This is a genomic window from Streptomyces sp. NPDC048481 (genome assembly GCF_043200075.1).
Classification (GTDB): domain Bacteria; phylum Actinomycetota; class Actinomycetes; order Streptomycetales; family Streptomycetaceae; genus Streptomyces.
This window is the reverse complement of record NZ_JBICXC010000006.1, coordinates 115,853-131,776: the sequence shown is the minus strand read 5'-3', so window position 1 is coordinate 131,776 and position 15,924 is coordinate 115,853. Positions and strand designations below refer to the sequence as shown.

The following is a 15,924-nucleotide window of genomic DNA, read 5'->3' as shown; positions in this document are numbered from 1 at the left end:
CCGGGCTACGGGTGGGCGGGCGGCGGCAGGCGAACTGCGATGCACGCGGCGGTTGTCGGCCGGCGCCGAGGTGACTGCTCTCCTTTATGAGTGCGATGCGCGTCACACCGTCTTGTTGAAAATGAATATCATGTGGCTAGATGGGGGAGTCCTTCGCGATCTCTGTCAAATCCGGGAGTGGCGATCCAGTGATCGGCTTCTCGCGCTTGCTGCATATCATTCGCAAGTGCGTAACTACTGCATCAGGCCTGCGGGCCCCGAGGACCTGGACGGCGCCCGCGCCGTCATGCTCGACACCGTCTACCGGGACTTCAGAAGCGGTTACGTGCCCCGCTGGCACGGCGACATCATCGATCCCCACGCCGCGTACCTCGCGCCCGAACGCCACACCCTGCTGGTCGCGACCGCCGGGGGAGGCCGCGGTGACGGGCGCGGCGGCGAAGCGCACGGCGGCGAGGTCGTCGCCACCGCCGCGCTCGACTCCCGCGGCCCGGCGCACCCGCCGAACCCGCCCCACGTCGCCGAGCGCTACCCCTCGGGGCCGACCGCCCAGTTGCGCCGCGTCTACGTCCGTCCCGAGCATCGGCGACGCGGCCTCGCCCGGCGTCTGGTGGCCGAGCTGCTGGCCTTCGCGGTCGCGGACGGCGGCTACCGCTTCGTGTATCTGCACACGGACCCGGCCGTCGAGGGCGCCGAGGGGTTCTGGCGGTCGCTCGGCACCGTCGTGCACGACGAGCGGGAGCAGGCGGACGGCGGTCAGGGCATCGTGCACTTCGACGTCCCCCTCCCCGCCCCCGCCGGCACTCCCACCGCCGTCGACACCCACGCCTCAGCCGTCGGCTTCCCGGCGGGCGTCGCCCCGGTCGGGCCCCTCCTCTCCGCCGCCCCCTCCCACCACCCCCCTCGTACAGGCCGGTAACTCCATGTACTTCTCCCGCAGTTCCCGTAGCAGCCGCAGTTCGCTCAGCTCCCGCAGTACCCGCGCCGAGGGGCCGCGGGGTGCACTCGGGCCGTTCGGTAGTCGTCGTCGACCGCGGGTTCTCGTCTTCCTCTGCCTCGCGCCGTTCCTCGCCGGTTGCTTCGCCTCGTCCGGGGGCGGCGCCGGGGATGGCGAGGCATCCGGCGGGGAGGGCGCCCGGCTGAGGGTCGCGCTCGCCTTCCCGCCCGCCGAGAACCTCTCCCCGTTCGGGGCCGACGCGACGATCCTCAGCCGGCTCGGCGTCACCGAGGGGCTGACGGCGCTCGACGCCAACGGCTCGGCCGTACCGGCGCTGGCCGCGTCGTGGCGGCGTGAGGGCGACCGCTCGTGGCTGTTCACCCTGCGCGAGGCGGTCTTCCAGGACGGCACGGACGTCACGCCCGCCGCCGTCGCCGCCTCCCTCGGCCGTGCCGTCGCGGCCCGGCCCGCCCCGGCCGCCCTGACCGGTGTCGCCCTCACGGCGAAGGCGGCGGGCGGGGCCGCGGTGCGCGTCACCACCGCGGCCCCGGACCCCGTCCTGCCCCTGCGCCTGTCCAGTCCGAGTCTCGCCGTCCTCGCGCCGAAGGCCTATGAGGCCGAGGGCGGGAAGGAGGGCGCCGTCGACGTGGCCGGCACCGGCACCGGTCCCTTCGAGATCACCCGGCTGACCGGGACCACCGCCGCCCGTCTCGACCGCTTCGACGACTACTGGGGCGGCCGCGCCCAATCCCCGGGCGTCGACGTGCGCTTCGTCGCCGACGGCTCAGCCCGCGCCAACGCCCTGCGCACCGGCGAGGTGGACGTCGCCGAGGCGATACCCGTCGCCCAGGCCGCCGGGCTCGACGCCGCCACCCGCCGTGAGATCGCCACGACCCGCACCACCAGCCTCCACCTCAACGCGAGGTCGGGCGTCTTCAGGAACCCGGCCCTGCGTGCCGCGGCCCGTGCGGCCGTCGACACCTCCGTTCTGGCGGAGGGCGTGTACGAGGGGCATGCCGATGCCGGCGCCGGGATCTACGGACCCGCCGTCACCTGGGCGCAGGGCAAGCGCGTCCAGCCTTCGGGCCGGGCGAGGGCGGTCGCGCCGGGCGGCGCTTCCATCACGCTGGCCACCTACGACAACCGGCCCGAACTCCCGGAAGCCGCGCAGGTGGTGAAGCAGCAGCTGGAGAAGGCCGGGTTCCGGGTGAAGCTGGAGGTGCGGGAGTACTCCCGGCTGGAGAGCGACGCCCTGGCGGGGAGGTTCGACGCGTTCGTCGGCGCCCGCAACAGCCTGCTGGACACCGGAGATCCCGTCTCCGTCCTCGCCGGCGACTTCACCTGCGCCGGCGGATACAACCTCTCCCGTCTCTGCGACCCGGACGTCGACCGGGCCGTCGGGGCGGCGCAGGCGGCGGCCGACCCCGACCGGCGCAAGGACGCCGCCATGGCCGCCGAGGCGGTGATCCTCGGCACCGACGCCGTGGTCCCGCTCGTCCACCAGCGCATCATCACCGGCGTCGCGGCGAACGTCCGAGGGGTGGCGCCGGACCCCTACGAGCGCACCCTCGTGGGCGCCGGGACCCGGCGCTGACGGCGTGCGGGGCCGGACGGGCGCGCTGTTGTGGCGTGCCGTGCTGGGCGCGCTGCTGGTGTGCGGGGTCGGGCTGCTGCCCTGGCTGTCGCGGACCGACCCGGCGCTCACCGTGCTGAAGGCGCGGTCCGCCGACCGCGACCCCTCGCCGCAGGTGCTCGCCGACATCCGCGACCGGCTCGGGCTGGACGACGGTCCGGTGCGGCTGCTGGGGAGATGGCTGGCGGGACTGCTCCGCGGGGACGCCGGACGGTCCTGGATCTCCGGCGCCGACGTCGCGCCGGGGGTGCTGGAGGCGCTGGGCGTGTCGCTGCTGCTGATGGCGGTGGCGCTGGCGGTCGCCCTGGTCGTCGCGGCCGGGGTGTGCGCCCGCACCCTGTTCCTCGGGGCGCGGCGGCGGCTCGCGGGCCGGCCGGCCGGCGGTTCGGGCTCCGCCGTGCTCGCCGCGCTGCCGGAGTTCCTCGTCGCGTCGGTCCTCGCGACGGTGGTGGGCGTGCAGTGGGGGTGGCTTCCCGCCCTCGGCTGGTACGGCCCGCAGTGGACGGTGCTGCCCGCGCTCGCTCTCGGCCTGCCCGCCGGGGCGGTCCTCGGGCGGCTCCTGGACGACCGGTTGCCCGCCGCGTTCGCGGAGCCCTGGGCGTCGGCCGCCGTCGCGCGCGGGCTGCCCGGCCGGAGCGTCGCCCGTATGGCGTTGCGCCGTTGCGTGCCCGGACTGCTGCCCAACGTGGGGCTGTTCGTGGTCGGGCTGACCGGGGGATCGGTCGCCGTGGAGCAGATCTTCGACATCCCCGGCCTCGGCCGGACCACGCTGCGGGCGGCGATCGCCCAGGATCTGCCGGTCCTTCAGGCGGGCACCCTCGTGCTCGTCGTCCTCGCGGCCGTGACCACGGGCGCGGCGCGGCTCGCCGCCCGGACGCTCGTCGGTCCCGCCCTGCGGGACGGGGCCCTGCACTCGCTGCACCGGCCGGCGCCGACGGGCCGCCGGACGCCGCCGCTCGTCCACGGGGTGCTGCTGCTCGCGGTCGTCGGCCTCGGGCTGCCCCGTGATCCGCTCTCCCTGGACACCTCCGAACGACTCCAAGCCCCGTCCGCGGCCCATCCGTTCGGCACGGACGCGCTCGGCCGGGACCTGTTGGCCCGTGTCGCGCACGGTGCGGTGGCAACCCTGCTCCTCGCCCTCGCCGTCAGCGCGGTCGCCCTGGCGGTGGGGATCCTGCTCGGGTCGCTGCCCCGGCTGTCCGGGCCGCTGGTCGACACCGTCAACGCGGTCCCGCCGGTGCTCGCCGCGCTGCTGGCGGCCGCGGTCCGGGGCGGCGGTCCGTCGACGCCCGTCCTGGCCGTGGCGGTGGTGGCGTGGGCGCCGCTCGCCGCGCACACCTCGGCGCTGCTGCGGCAGGAACGGGCGACCTTGCACCTCGCCGCCACGCGGGCCCTCGGCGCGGGCCGCTGGCATCTGCTGAGGAGACAACTGCTGCCGGCGGTCCTGCCGCCGGTCGCGCGGCACGCCCTGCTGCGGCTGCCCGGCGTGGCGCTGGCGCTGGCCTCGCTCGGCTTCCTCGGTCTCGGGGCCCAGCCGCCGTCCCCGGAGTGGGGGCTGCTCCTGGCGGAGAACCAGCCGTACGCGGAACGGGCTCCGTGGGCCGTGCTCGCCCCCGCCGGTGTCCTCGCCGTCCTGGGGGCCCTGGCGGTGACGGCGCCCGGCCTGCTGCGACCTCGGGGACGCACATCCCGGTCCGGGCGGTGGGAAGGATCTCACCGGCGTGGCGGTGCGAAGCGGTCCCCGGCGACGCGAGCGCCGGTCGCACAACCTCCGTCGGCGCGGCGGGCGGTGACGTGCACTCCGTCGGCCCAGGCCTCGACCCGGGCATCGACGCAGCCCTCGATGGTGACCTCGACACCGACCCCGATGGAGGGTCTCCCCGTCGAGCGGCCCGCTTCCGCGGCCGGGGCGGGGCGGTCGGAGTGAGGGCCCTGCTCCCCGCGCGCCGGGGCGGCCGCACGGGCGCAAATCGCCCGTCCTCGCGCCGGGCGGCGACTACACCAGCTCCAGGACCGCTTCCGCGGGGAGTGCGGTCGCCGCGCGCGAGGTGCGCCACAGCCACAGCACGTCCCGGCCGAAGGACCACACCAGGGAGCCGAGCGCCAGCAGCACCACGGCGAAGGTGGCGGCGTAGGGCAGCAGGGCGGAGCCCGCCAGCAGCAGCAGAACGCCCTGGAGCGCGGCGACCGTCTTGCGGGCGGTGCTCGGGGGAAGCGGGGCGTTGAGCCAGGGGGCGACGCGGGCCGCGGCGACGAAGGCGTAGCGCATGCCGCCGATCAGCAGGACCCATGGGCCCAGCATCGTCGAGACGTACACGCTGAGCACCAGGATCAGGAAGGCGTCGACCTCCATGTCGAAGCGCGCGCCCAGTGCCGTCGAGGTGTTGGTGCGGCGGGCGACCTTTCCGTCGACGCCGTCCAGGATGAGGGCGACGGCGGTCAGGCCGACCAGCAGCGTCACCGGGGGCGTGCTCTCGAAGGAGTCCGCCACCAGGGCGGTCACCCCGCCGACCAGCGTGGCGCGGCCGAGGGTGACCCGGTTGGCCGGGCCGAACGTGCGCAGGCTGGAGCGGTGCAGCGCCCGGGAGAGCACCGCCCAGGTGGCGACGGCGAAGACGAGGCCGGTCACCCACCCCGCCGGCCCCATGCCGATCGCCGTGCCGAGCAGGGCCAGCAACAGGATCTGAACGCCCGCTCCCACAGCGGTCTCCTGCTGGACCAGCCTCGCGTCGTAAGTGTTGTTCAGGGCCACCGCACGTTCCTCCGGCCAGATGACAGAGATGATCAGTGCCGCGTACTGTGCGCGGACTGTGCACACCTCGGTACGTGAACAGGTTCCCGATCGTTCAGGAGGATGTGGATGTCGATCGCCGCTCGTGCGTTCTGGGTGGCCTCGCCCGGTGAGGGGGAGATCCGTGACGTCGTCGTCGCGGAGCCGGCCGAGGGCGAGGTCCTGGTGCGCTCACTGTGGTCCGGCGTCAGCCGCGGCACGGAGACGCTCGTCTTCCGCGGCGGGGTGCCGGAGAGCCAGCACGCGGCCATGCGGGCGCCGTACCAGGAGGGCGACTTCCCGGCGCCCGTGAAGTACGGCTACCTCAACGTCGGGGTGGTGGAGCGCGGGCCGGCGGAGCTGCTCGGGCGGACGGTCTTCTGCCTGTACCCGCATCAGACGCGGTACGTGGTCCCGGCGGACGCGGTGACGGTCGTGCCGGACTCCGTGCCCGCGCGCCGGGCCGTCCTCGCGGGCACGGTGGAGACGGCCGTCAACGCGCTCTGGGACGCGGCGCCCCTGGTCGGCGACCGGATCGCGGTGGTCGGCGGCGGCATGGTCGGCTGTTCGGTGGCCGCGCTGCTGGCCCGCTTCCCCGGGGTGCGCGTGCAACTGGTGGACGCCGACCCGGCGCGCGAGAAGGTCGCCGAAGCGCTCGGGGTCGGCTTCGCCGGGCCCGCGGACGCCGTCGGCGGCTGCGACCTCGTCGTGCACGCCAGCGCCACCGAGCAGGGTCTCGCCCGCTCGCTGGAGCTGCTCGCCGGCGAGGGCACCGTCCTCGAACTGAGCTGGTACGGCGACCGGAAGGTCTCCCTCCCGCTCGGCGAGGACTTCCACTCCCGGCGGCTCGTCGTGCGCAGCAGCCAGGTCGGCACGGTCTCCCCGGCGCGGCGCTCCACCCGCTCCTACGCCGACCGGCTCGCCCTCGCGCTGGAGCTGCTGGCCGATCCGGCGCTCGACGCCCTCGTCACCGGAGACAGCGCTTTCGACGAGCTGCCGCAGGTGCTGCCGAAGCTCGCGTCGGGCGAGATCCCGGCGCTGTGCCACGGCATCAGGTACGACCAGGAGCGCCTGACCTGAGAAAAGAGTGAGATCAGGCTGAACAGGGGGAACCGTTGAGCCGTACTACACGGCATCCCCCGGCGGTCAACGGCCGGGGGAGCAGAGGCGCCGCACCTGGAGGGTCGTCCGTTGTTCAGTGTCACCGTCCGCGATCACATCATGATCGCCCACAGCTTCAGCGGCGAGGTCTTCGGACCCGCGCAGCGCCTGCACGGAGCGACGTTCCTCGTGGACGCCACCTTCCGCCGCGAGCAGCTGGACGACGACAACATCGTCGTCGACATCGGACTGGCCACGCAGGAGCTGGGAGCGGTGGTCAGCGAGCTGAACTACCGCAACCTGGACAACGAGCCCGACTTCGCGGGGGTCAACACCTCCACGGAGTTCCTGGCGAAGGTCGTGGCCGACCGGCTCGCGGAGCGCATCCACAAGGGCGCGCTCGGCGAGGGCGCGCGGGGCATCGCCGCCATCGCCGTCACCCTGCACGAGTCGCATGTCGCCTGGGCGAGTTACGAGCGTGCGCTGTGACCGACGTGACCCTGGAGAAGGCGGCCGTGCAGAGCGCTCCGGCCGCCGCGCAGCAGGCTCCGCTGGCGTACGTGCCCGTGCAGGCGCCGCTTCCCAAGATCGGTGGGATCATCCCCATGTCCCTGCGCTCCGTGCACTTCGTGATGCCGGGCGGCGTCGACGACGCGGCGAACCCGAGCGGCGGCAACGCCTACGACCGGCGGCTCTGTCTGGACCTGCCCGGTTTCGGCTGGCAGGTCCACAAGCACCTGGTGTCCGGATCGTGGCCCCGCCCGGAGGCGGACGCCCGCGCGGACCTGGCGCGCAGGCTGCGGGAGTTCCCCGACGGCACGGTCGTCCTGATCGACGGGCTGGTCGCGTGCGGCGTCCCGGAGATCATCGCCCCCGAGGCCGAGCGGCTGCGGCTCGTCGTGCTCGTCCACCTGCCGCTGGGCGACGAGCGCGGCATCGCGGCCGAGGTGGCCGCCGAACTCGACGCCAAGGAGCGCGAGGTGCTGCGGGCCGTGCCGGCGGTCGTGGCCACGAGCGACTGGGCGGTGCGCCGTCTCGTCTCGCACCACGGCCTCGCCCCCGAGCGGGTGCACGTCGCCGCCCCCGGCGCCGACATCGCGCCCCTGGCGTCCGGCACCGACGGCGTCTCCCGGCTGCTGTGCGTGGCGTCGGTGACCCCCCGCAAGGGCCAGCACCGGCTGGTCGAGGCGCTGGCCGCGGCGAAGGACCTGCCGTGGAGCTGCGTGTGCGTGGGCGGGCTCGGGCAGGACCCGGAGTACGTCGCCCACCTGCGTGAACTCATCGCCCGGCACGGCCTGCAGGACCGCCTGGAGCTGGCGGGCCCGAAGTCCGGCGTCGACCTGGACGCCGCGTACGCCTCCGCCGACCTGATGGTGCTCACCTCGTACGCGGAGACGTACGGCATGGCCGTCACCGAGGCGCTGGCCCGTGGCATCCCGGTCCTGGCGACGGACGTCGGCGGCCTGCCCGAGGCTGTCGGCCGCGCCCCCGACGGCGGCGTCCCCGGCATCCTCGTCCCGCCGGAGGACCCGGCCGCCCTCGCCGCGGAACTGCGCGGCTGGTTCGGCGAGCCGGACGTGCGACGGCGGCTCAAGGCGGCCGCGCGCGGCCGCCGGGCCGCCCTGAACGGCTGGGCGTCGACCGCCCAGAGCCTGGCCGGCGTTCTCGGCAGGCTTCCCAGCGAGCCCCGGAGGGCGGCATGAGGAAGACGACGGCGACTCCGGCCGACGTGGCACGGCACGTGAGCGGCATCCCGGCCCAGTCCGGCCGCGGCGACTCCGTCTCCCTGGCGGAGGCCGTACCGCCCGCGCCGCACGCCGGGGGCGCGGGCGCCGAGGCCGACCCGGAGTCGGTCATCGCCGGCGCCGGGCCGGTCGGCAGGTCCGGCGAGCGGCCCACCGTGCGGCTGCGCGACGCCGGACCGGACGAGCAGCCCCGCTACGCCCCCGAATGGCTGGAGCTGCGCGAGCCCGCCGACGCCGCCGCCCGGTCGATGGAGCTGCTGGACCCGCTGCGGATCCGGCTCGCCAACATGCCCGGCCGCAGCGGTCTGGCCATCCACGACCTGGGCTGCGGCACCGGCTCCATGGGCCGCTGGCTCGCCCCCCGCCTGGACGGCGCCCAGCACTGGATCCTCCACGACCGCGATCCCTACCTGCTGCACTTCGCCGCCGTCGCCTCCCCGCGGGCGGCCGCCGACGGCAGCCGGGTCACCGTCGAGACGCGGCGCGGCGACGTCGCCCGCCTCACCCCGGACGCCCTGCTCGGCGCGTCGCTGGTCACCGCCTCCGCGCTGCTCGACGTCCTCACCCGCGAGGAGGTCGAGACGCTCGCCGCGGCCTGCGCCGGAGCGGGCTGCCCGGCGCTGCTGACCCTGTCGGTCGCCGGCCGCGTCGAACTCAGCGCCCCCGACCCGCTGGACGACGAGATCGCCGCCGCCTTCAACGACCACCAGCGGCGCGGCGGCCTCCTCGGCCCCGACGCGGTCACGGTGGCGTGCGAGGCGTTCGCCGACCAGGGCGCGACCGTGAAGGTGCACCCCAGCGCATGGCAGCTCGGCCCGGAGAACGTGGGTCTGACCGCGCAGTGGCTGCGCGGCTGGGTCGGCGCGGCCGTGGAGGAGCGCCCCGAGCTGGCCGAGCGTGCCGAGCCCTATCTCGCGGCACGGCTCGCGGCCTGCGCCGCCGGCGAACTGCGCGCCACCGTCCACCACAGTGACCTGCTGGCGCTGGCCCGGCCCACGGGCGGAGCCGGATGAGCGCGAGGACGGCCGGCCCGCGGGTGGGCGCACCGCCCGTGCTGTGGGCCGAGACGGCCCCGCCCGTCGTGCGGCGGCCCGCGCAGGCCGCGTCGGCTGCCCGCGGGGACGCCGCCGTCTCGGAGGCCCGCATCGGCGTCGTCGTGACCGCGCCGCACGCCGGGCGGCCGTCCCGGCTGCGCGCCCTGCTCGGCAGCCGTGCCCTGCGCACCCACTTCGGGACGGTCGCCGGGGTCGTCATCCTCGCGGTGCTGCTGTGGCGGCTGGGCACCGGCGTCTTCCTGGACGGGCTGCGGCGGATCGACACGCCGACCCTGCTCGCCGGCCTCGCCATCGGCGCGCTCACCACCGTGTTCAGCGCGTGGCGGTGGGCGCTGGTCGCCCGCGGGCTGCGGATCAGGCTGCCGCTCGGCGCGGCCGTCGCCGACTACTACCGCGCCCTGTTCCTCAACGCGGCGCTGCCCGGCGGCATCCTCGGCGACGTGCACCGCGCCGTGCGGCACGGGCAGAGCGAGGGTGACGTCGGCCGCGGTGTGCGGGCCGTCGTTCTGGAGCGCACCGCCGGACAGCTCGTGCTGGCCGTCGCGGGCGTGACGATTCTGCTGACCCTGCCGTCGCCGGTCATGCAGGACGTCCGGCAGATCACGCCGCTGGTCCTGCTGGCCGGCGCGGGCGCCTGCGCCGTCGTCGTCGCCGTGCGGATGAGCTCCTCGGCCCCGCGCCGCGCGGGCCGGATGCGCGCGGCGCTGGCTGAGGCCCGCGAGAGCCTGCTGTCGCGGCGCAACGGGCCGGGCGTCGCCCTGTCCTCCGCGGTCGTGCTGGCGGGGCATCTGGCCATGTTCGTCGTGGCCGCGCGGGTCGCCGGTTCCGGCGCCTCCGTCCTCGCGCTGCTGCCGATCGCCGTCCTCGCGCTGCTCGCGATGGGCCTGCCGCTGAACGTCGGCGGCTGGGGCCCCCGCGAGGGCGTCACCGCCTGGGCTTTCGGCGCGGCCGGACTCGGCGCGAGCACCGGCCTGTCGGCCGCCGTCGTCTACGGCGTCCTCAGCTTCGTGGCCGCGCTGCCCGGAGCGGTCGTGCTGGTCGTGCGCTGGGCCGCCGGAGCGCGCGGCCGGGCCGCGCACCCGGCCGCTCCGAACACCGACGAGCGGCCCGGTGAGGACGAGCGGCGTTACGCGGAGCCCGCGTCACCGGCCGCGTCGTCACCGGCCGCCGCCGTAACCGCGCCGTCGTCGGCCGCGGAGGTCCGCGGGGCCGGCGAGGTCAGCAGCGAGAAATACGCGCCGAAGGAATCCGCGAGGCTCGCGAGAAGTTCCTTTCCCTTTTCCGCGGACCCCAGGGAAGGACGGCCGATGACGCCCGAATCGGTATAGGCGGACATTCCCAGCGTGAGCAGATGACGGCGGTCGTCCGCGACGAAATCGGCCGACTCGTAACCGGGCCGGACGAGATCGGGGTGGGCGTGCAGCAGGATCGACGTCTCGATCTCCCCGGCGTGCATGTCGGTGAGCAGCGAGGTCGACACCCCGGACCGCTCCAGCGCCGTCTCCCAGTCCTCCGGGGCCGGGAACAGCGCCATCGGCTCACCCGCGGCGGACGACTCCTGGACGACGTTGCCCAGGACGTAGTTCCCGCCGTGTCCGTTGACCAGAACCAGGGCTTCGACGCCCGAGCGGCGCAACGACGCCGCGATGTCCCGTACCACCGCGTGAAGGGTCACGGAGGAGATGCTGACGGTTCCCGGCCAGGCCGCGTGCTCGTGCGAGCAGGCGATGGTCACCGGCGGGAGGAGGTGCACCGGGTACGCCTCGGCGATCTCCCGCGCGATGGCGCAGGCGACCAGCGTGTCGGTGGCCAGCGGCAGGTGTGCGCCGTGCTGTTCGAAGCTGCCGACGGGAAGGACCGCCACCTGCGTCGCGACCCCGGCTCCCCGGGCCCGCACGTCTTCGGTAGTGTCCGTCGGCATCACTCCGTACGCCGCCGACCGTATGTCCGAACCACTCATTTCTTCCCGGCCCTTCGTCTCTGCTTAGGAACCAGATCATGACAGAAAACCTTGGCGTACTCGGCACGAAGACCCCGCAGCGCACCGGTGTGGAACGCGTGGTGAACGCCCCTCTGCCCACCGTTTACGGCAAATTCCAGGCGATCGGTTATATGGACCACGACCGCGGTGACGAACAAGTCGCCCTGGTCTACGGCGACATCGGCGCGGAGGACGTGCTGACCCGGTTGCACTCGGAATGCCTGACCGGTGACGCGTTCGGCTCCCAGCACTGCGAGTGCGGCGACCAGCTGGAGTCCGCGCTGCGGTCGGTGGTCGCGGAGGGCCGCGGCGTGGTCGTCTACCTGCGCGGGCACGAGGGCCGCGGCATAGGGCTGCTCGGCAAGCTGCGGGCGATGGCGTTGCAGGCGGAGGGCCTGGACACCGTCGAGGCCAACGTCGCCCTCGGATTCCCGGTGGACGCCCGTGACTACAAGGTGGCCGCCGACATCCTGCGCGACCTGGGTGTGCGTTCGGTCCGCCTGATGTCGAACAACCCGCGCAAGCGCGAGGCGCTGGTGGACAACGGCATCCGGGTCGCCGAAGAGGTGCCGCTGCTGATCGAGCCGTGCGAGAACAACATCACCTATCTGCGCACCAAGCGGGAGCGCCTGGATCACCGGCTGCCCCACCTGGACGCGGTGGCGCACTGGTCCTGAGCCCGCCGCACCTCGCCGCCCCCCGGCGGGCGCCCGCACGGCGCGCCCGGCACACGAAAGCCCCGGCCTCGGCCCCGACTCGCCTCGGGGCCGAGGCCGGGGCCGCGTCCCCCTGGGACGACATCGCTCGTCGAACCGCGTCGCGCCGCCCTCCGGCTCGGCACTGACGCTCAGACCCCGCCGCCCCATCCGAAGGTGGCGTTGTACGCGCGTCGGAGTGCGTGCCGGCCCTCGTCCCCGTCGACGTGGGCCCAGGCAAGGGCCGCGGCGAACCAGAGCAGAAAAACGCTGCTGACGATGCCCAGAGCGGCCAGTCGGCCGTACCGGCCGAGGAGGACCAGGGCGACGCTCACGACGACCGCGCCGAGGTGGGCCCCCCGGGAGTCGAGCGGCGCGGCCTTGCGTGCCGCACTTCTTGCACGTCGTTCCGCGGCGAAGCGCTCCTCGCGAACGGATTGCGGTTCGTCCTCGTCGAAGGTCATCTCATCCCCCTGGCGCCGACGCTACATGGGCGCAGGGCCGTCCGGAGCGGCCACGGCGCGTATGACGCTGTGTCAGAGTCCAATGGCGAAGACGCCGTTCACGTCCCGGTGTCGTCCGTTCCCTGGGCCGCGGCGGCCGGGGCGCGGGGCGCTGCGTCCCGGTCGTGCGAAGGACCCGGTGCGGTCAGTTCGTGATCGCCTCGTGGACCAGGCGCTTGAGGCCGGGGTAGAGCTTCAGGGACTTCCTGGGGCGCAGCTGGGTCAGGAACTGGACGGACACGTCGTGGGCGGGGTCGACCCAGAAGGTGGTGGTGGCGACACCGCTCCAGCCGTACGTCCCCAGACCGCCGGGGGCCTGCGTGCGGCTCGGGTCGACGACCACGGAGACCCCGAGGCCGAAGCCGACGCCGTCGTTGCCCGGCTCGTCGTGGGCGGGGCGGCTGCCGAAGGTCCGCAGGTCCGCGCCGCCGGGGAGGTGGTTGCGGGTCATCAGATCGACCGTCTCGGGCGCGAGCAGGCGCACGCCGTCCAGTTCGCCGCGCCGCCGCAGCATTTCGCTGAACCGGTGGACGTCGTAGGCGGTGGCGACCATGCCGCCGCTGCCCGACAGGAACCGGGGGCGGCCGGACAGGGGCAGGCCCGCGATGGGCTCGATGCCGCCGCCGTCGGCGTCCCCGTACAACTCGGCCAGCCGGGCGGCCTGTTCACCGTTCACCTGGAACCCGGCGTCGGGCATGCCGAGCGGGCGGAAGACCCGCTCGGCGAGGAACTCGTCCAGCGGTCGCCCGGAGACCACCTCGATGATCCGTCCCAGGACGTTCGTGGCCACCGAGTAGTTCCACTGGGTGCCCGGCTCGAACTGCAACGGCAGCCGCGCGTAGGCCTCGACGGTGCCCGCCAGGTCGGAGCCCGGCAGCACCGCCGAGTCGAGTCCGGCCTCACGGTACAGGGCGTCGACCGGGTGACAGCGGTAGAACGCGAACGTCAGGCCCGCGGTGTGGGTCATCAGATGACGTACCAGCACGGGCTGCTCCACCGGCCGGGTGGTCAGGTCCGCGCCCGAACCGCCCGTGTACACGCGCTGGTCGGCGAAGGCGGGCAGGTGCTCGGCCACGGGGTCGTCGAGACCGAGGCGGCCCTCCTCCATCAGTATCAGCGCAGCCACCGAGGTCACCGGCTTGGTCATGGAGTAGATCCGGTAGAGCGTGTCGGCTTCCACGGGCAGCCCGGCGGCGATGTCGCGAAGGCCGTACGTGGTGAGGTGCGCGACCCGGCCGCCGCGTGAGACGGCCAGGAGGAAACCGGGCAGACGCCCCTCGCCGACGTACTGGGCGAGGTGCCGGTCGAGGCGCTCCAGCGCCTTCCCGTCCAGCCCGGCCTCGCTCGGGTCGGCCTCTTGTCGCAGCAGTGCCATCATCGTCCTCCGGTGCGTTCGTTCAAGGCGCGGTCCGGGCCTACCCGCCGGGACGGCCTCCGACCTCATCGTCGCGCAGGGAACGCGCGTGCGGACCCCCTTGCGCCCCGTGATCGCTGTGCGTTGCGTCGCTTCCCTCGGCCGGGTGACCAGCGGGGCAGTCGGCGGAGCGGGCGGCGGGGCGGGCGGTGGCGCCGGGGCGCGCGCGTGCCGGGAGCGCCCCGCAGAGCGCCGGAGCGGCCGCGGCCGCGCACGCCAGCGCCCACAGGGGCGAACGCGGTGCGCCGAGGTCCATGAGCACGGTCGCCGCCGCGACGCCGAGCGCCGGCCCGACGTTCATCGCCGTCTGCTGCAACCCTCCCGCCACTCCGGCCGACTCGGCGGGCGCCTCCTTGACGACCACATGCGTCGCCGCCACCATCGTCGCGCCGAACCCGGCTCCCACCAGCGCGAATCCGGCGCAGAAGACGGCCGGGGCCGAAGCGGCGGCGAGGACGACGAGTCCCGCGGCGAGCACGGCTGTCGCCCCCGTGAGCGTGGCGCGCGCGCCGGCCCGGCGCAGCAGGACCGCGGCGGCGGGGGCGGCGGCCACCAGGGCCACGGCCAGCGGAAGGCTGAGCAGGGCGCTGTGCAGCGGGGTGAGGCCCAGGCCGTCCTGGAGGAGGTACACGCAGGCGAACACCGCGCCGTTCAGGGCCGCCGACGCGAGGACGAGCAGAGCGAGCGCGGCGCCGACCGGGCGCGGGCCCCCGTCGCCCGCTCCCGCCCGTCCGAGCGCCGCCGCCGGGGGCAGCAGGGGCGCCGGGGCGCTCCGTTCGTGCCGTACGAAGGCGACGGCGGCGAGGAGCGCGACCGGCGCCGACCAGGTGACGCCGGGCAGGGTGACCAGCGTGTGCACCAGGCAGGCCAGCGTCACCGCGAGGAGCAGGGCGCCGGGCAGGTCCAGCGGCGCGTCCGCGGACGGCCGGGTCTCCTCCCGGGAGGCGAGGGCGAGCGCCCCGAACAGCAGCGCGGGCACGACGTTCACCAGGAACACCGCCCGCCAGCCGAACCCGGTGGTCAGGGCCCCGCCGACGACGGGCCCGACGGCCGCCGCCACGCCGATGGCGGCCGTGCGCACGGCGATCGGCGTGCGCAGCCGGTCCGGCGGGAACGAGGCCCGCAGCATGCCCAGGGTGGCCGGCTGCAACAGCGCCCCGAACACGCCCTGCACGACGCGCAGTCCGATCACCCAGCCCACGCTCGGCGCCACCGCGAGCGCCGCCGACACGGCCCCGAAGCCGAGCATGCCGACGGCGAAGACGCGTCGGTGTCCGTGCCGGTCGCCGAGCCGGCCGGCGAACACGAGCAGACCGGCCACCGCGACGAGGTAACCGGTGCCCGTCCACTGGGCCTCGGCCAGCGACGCGTGCAGGTCGTGTTGCAGGGCGGGCCGGGCGACGGTGAGCACGGTGCCGTCCAGAGCGACGATCACCGCGCCCGCCACACTGCTCGCCAGCGTCAGGGAACGGTTCACCGGCCGGCCTCCGGCCCCAGGTGCGCGTCCAGCGCCGTGCGCAGCAGTGGCGCGAAGTCCATTGCCCCGGTGGCGAGTTGGAGGCTGCCCCAGCGCCAGAGCTGGGCGATTCCGTGCAGGTTCGCCCACAGCGCGGCCGCGACGGCGCGGGCGTCGGCGTCCGGTCGGACGCGGCCGACCAGTTCCACCAGCACCCCGAACAGCGGCAGGCTCGTGTCGCGCAGCCTCAGGTGCCCGCTCTCCAGCAGATCGTGACGGAACATCAGCTCGTACATCCCGGTGTTCTCCAGGGCGAAGCGCAGGTATGCGTCGCCGAGCCGGGTGAGGCGCCCGCGGGGATCGTCCGTGCTCCCGTCGCCGCGGATCGCGTTCACGCGCGCGGCCAGGTCGGTGAAGCCCCGGTGTGCGATGGCCGACAGCAGTTCCAGGTGGGTGGGGAAGTGGCGGCGGGGCGCTCCGTGCGAGACGCCCGCCCGCCGTGCGATCTCGCGCAGGGTCAGCGCCCCGGCGCCCTCCCTCGACACGAGGTCCACGCCGACGTCGACCAGCCGCGAGCGCAGCCCGGCGTCCTGAGGTGCGGGTTCGGGCCCTGGAGTTGTCATAGACACTGTCT

13 protein-coding genes and 2 pseudogenes are annotated in these 15,924 nt (G+C 74.8%); 9 read left to right on the top strand and 6 right to left on the bottom strand.

The genetic code is table 11. The features are described 5' to 3' along the window. Positions 1-226: 226 nt before the first annotated feature. The 3 genes and pseudogenes from ACGFSH_RS20030 to ACGFSH_RS20020 form a co-directional block, all read left to right on the top strand. Positions 227-787, top strand: a pseudogene (locus ACGFSH_RS20030) (GNAT family N-acetyltransferase); the annotation flags it as partial. Positions 788-923: 136 nt separating this feature from the next. After that, positions 924-2,531 carry an ABC transporter substrate-binding protein gene (locus tag ACGFSH_RS20025; RefSeq protein WP_393350307.1) on the top strand — a complete coding sequence of 536 codons (1,608 nt, stop codon included), beginning with the start codon at positions 924-926 and terminating at the stop codon, positions 2,529-2,531. A 4-nt stretch (positions 2,532-2,535) separates the two neighbouring features. Then, entirely contained in the window at positions 2,536-4,497 is a 1,962-nt protein-coding gene (locus ACGFSH_RS20020) for an ABC transporter permease subunit (protein ID WP_393350305.1), read from the top strand. A 69-nt stretch (positions 4,498-4,566) separates the two neighbouring features. Here the strand turns inward: ACGFSH_RS20020 and ACGFSH_RS20015 are convergent, their stop codons facing one another. Next, positions 4,567-5,322 (bottom strand): CDP-alcohol phosphatidyltransferase family protein, encoded by a 756-nt coding sequence (locus ACGFSH_RS20015; protein WP_393350304.1) that lies wholly within the window; start codon positions 5,320-5,322, stop codon positions 4,567-4,569. 108 nt (positions 5,323-5,430) lie between these two features. Here ACGFSH_RS20015 and ACGFSH_RS20010 point away from each other — a divergent pair, with 108 nt between their 5' ends. From ACGFSH_RS20010 to ACGFSH_RS19990, 5 genes and pseudogenes are all read left to right on the top strand, one after another. Then, on the top strand, positions 5,431-6,420 hold the full coding sequence (locus tag ACGFSH_RS20010) for a zinc-binding alcohol dehydrogenase (protein ID WP_393350302.1): 990 nt from the start codon (positions 5,431-5,433) through the stop codon (positions 6,418-6,420). A 111-nt stretch (positions 6,421-6,531) separates the two neighbouring features. After that, entirely contained in the window at positions 6,532-6,930 is a 399-nt protein-coding gene (locus ACGFSH_RS20005) for a 6-carboxytetrahydropterin synthase (protein ID WP_329415280.1), read from the top strand. Next, complete coding sequence (locus ACGFSH_RS20000) at positions 6,927-8,144, top strand: glycosyltransferase family 4 protein (RefSeq protein ID WP_393350300.1); 1,218 nt, start codon at positions 6,927-6,929, stop codon at positions 8,142-8,144. Before ACGFSH_RS20005 ends, ACGFSH_RS20000 begins: the two co-directional genes overlap by 4 nt. After that, positions 8,141-9,199, top strand: a complete 1,059-nt coding sequence (locus ACGFSH_RS19995; protein WP_393350298.1) for a trans-aconitate methyltransferase — start codon at positions 8,141-8,143, stop codon at positions 9,197-9,199. The genes ACGFSH_RS20000 and ACGFSH_RS19995 overlap by 4 nt, the downstream gene beginning before the upstream one ends. Continuing rightward, a pseudogene (locus ACGFSH_RS19990) lies at positions 9,196-10,254 on the top strand (YbhN family protein); the annotation flags it as partial. The gene ACGFSH_RS19995 and the pseudogene ACGFSH_RS19990, both read left to right, overlap by 4 nt. A gap of 113 nt (positions 10,255-10,367) precedes the next feature. Here ACGFSH_RS19990 and ACGFSH_RS19985 read toward each other — a convergent pair. Then, complete coding sequence (locus ACGFSH_RS19985; protein ID WP_393350296.1) at positions 10,368-11,201, bottom strand: creatininase family protein; 834 nt, start codon at positions 11,199-11,201, stop codon at positions 10,368-10,370. Positions 11,202-11,239: 38 nt separating this feature from the next. Here ACGFSH_RS19985 and ribA point away from each other — a divergent pair, with 38 nt between their 5' ends. Beyond that, positions 11,240-11,899: a GTP cyclohydrolase II gene (ribA, locus tag ACGFSH_RS19980; protein WP_329415288.1), complete on the top strand. Its 660-nt coding sequence runs from the start codon at positions 11,240-11,242 to the stop codon at positions 11,897-11,899. Between the two features lie 170 nt (positions 11,900-12,069). On the opposite strand, the gene ACGFSH_RS19975 is transcribed toward ribA, so the two are convergent. The 4 genes from ACGFSH_RS19975 to ACGFSH_RS19960 form a co-directional block, all read right to left on the bottom strand. After that, positions 12,070-12,381, bottom strand: a complete 312-nt coding sequence (locus tag ACGFSH_RS19975; protein ID WP_393350294.1) for a hypothetical protein — start codon at positions 12,379-12,381, stop codon at positions 12,070-12,072. A 184-nt stretch (positions 12,382-12,565) separates the two neighbouring features. After that, complete coding sequence (locus ACGFSH_RS19970; RefSeq protein WP_393350292.1) at positions 12,566-13,795, bottom strand: serine hydrolase domain-containing protein; 1,230 nt, start codon at positions 13,793-13,795, stop codon at positions 12,566-12,568. Positions 13,796-13,835: 40 nt separating this feature from the next. Continuing rightward, positions 13,836-15,311: an MFS transporter gene (locus ACGFSH_RS19965; protein ID WP_393350290.1), complete on the bottom strand. Its 1,476-nt coding sequence runs from the start codon at positions 15,309-15,311 to the stop codon at positions 13,836-13,838. Beyond that, positions 15,308-15,913: a TetR/AcrR family transcriptional regulator gene (locus tag ACGFSH_RS19960; protein ID WP_393350288.1), complete on the bottom strand. Its 606-nt coding sequence runs from the start codon at positions 15,911-15,913 to the stop codon at positions 15,308-15,310. Before ACGFSH_RS19960 ends, ACGFSH_RS19965 begins: the two co-directional genes overlap by 4 nt. Between the last annotated feature and the right edge of the window lie 11 nt (positions 15,914-15,924).

Coding starts and splice junctions, on each gene's coding strand:
- ACGFSH_RS20025 (WP_393350307.1), top strand. CDS start 924: ATGTACTTCTCCCGCAGTTCCCGTAGCAGCCGCAGTTCGCTCAGCTCC.
- ACGFSH_RS20010 (WP_393350302.1), top strand. CDS start 5,431: ATGTCGATCGCCGCTCGTGCGTTCTGGGTGGCCTCGCCCGGTGAGGGG.
- ACGFSH_RS19995 (WP_393350298.1), top strand. CDS start 8,141: ATGAGGAAGACGACGGCGACTCCGGCCGACGTGGCACGGCACGTGAGC.
- ACGFSH_RS19985 (WP_393350296.1), bottom strand. CDS start 11,201: ATGAGTGGTTCGGACATACGGTCGGCGGCGTACGGAGTGATGCCGACG.
- ribA (WP_329415288.1), top strand. CDS start 11,240: ATGACAGAAAACCTTGGCGTACTCGGCACGAAGACCCCGCAGCGCACC.
- ACGFSH_RS19975 (WP_393350294.1), bottom strand. CDS start 12,381: ATGACCTTCGACGAGGACGAACCGCAATCCGTTCGCGAGGAGCGCTTC.
- ACGFSH_RS19970 (WP_393350292.1), bottom strand. CDS start 13,795: ATGGCACTGCTGCGACAAGAGGCCGACCCGAGCGAGGCCGGGCTGGAC.
- ACGFSH_RS19960 (WP_393350288.1), bottom strand. CDS start 15,913: ATGACAACTCCAGGGCCCGAACCCGCACCTCAGGACGCCGGGCTGCGC.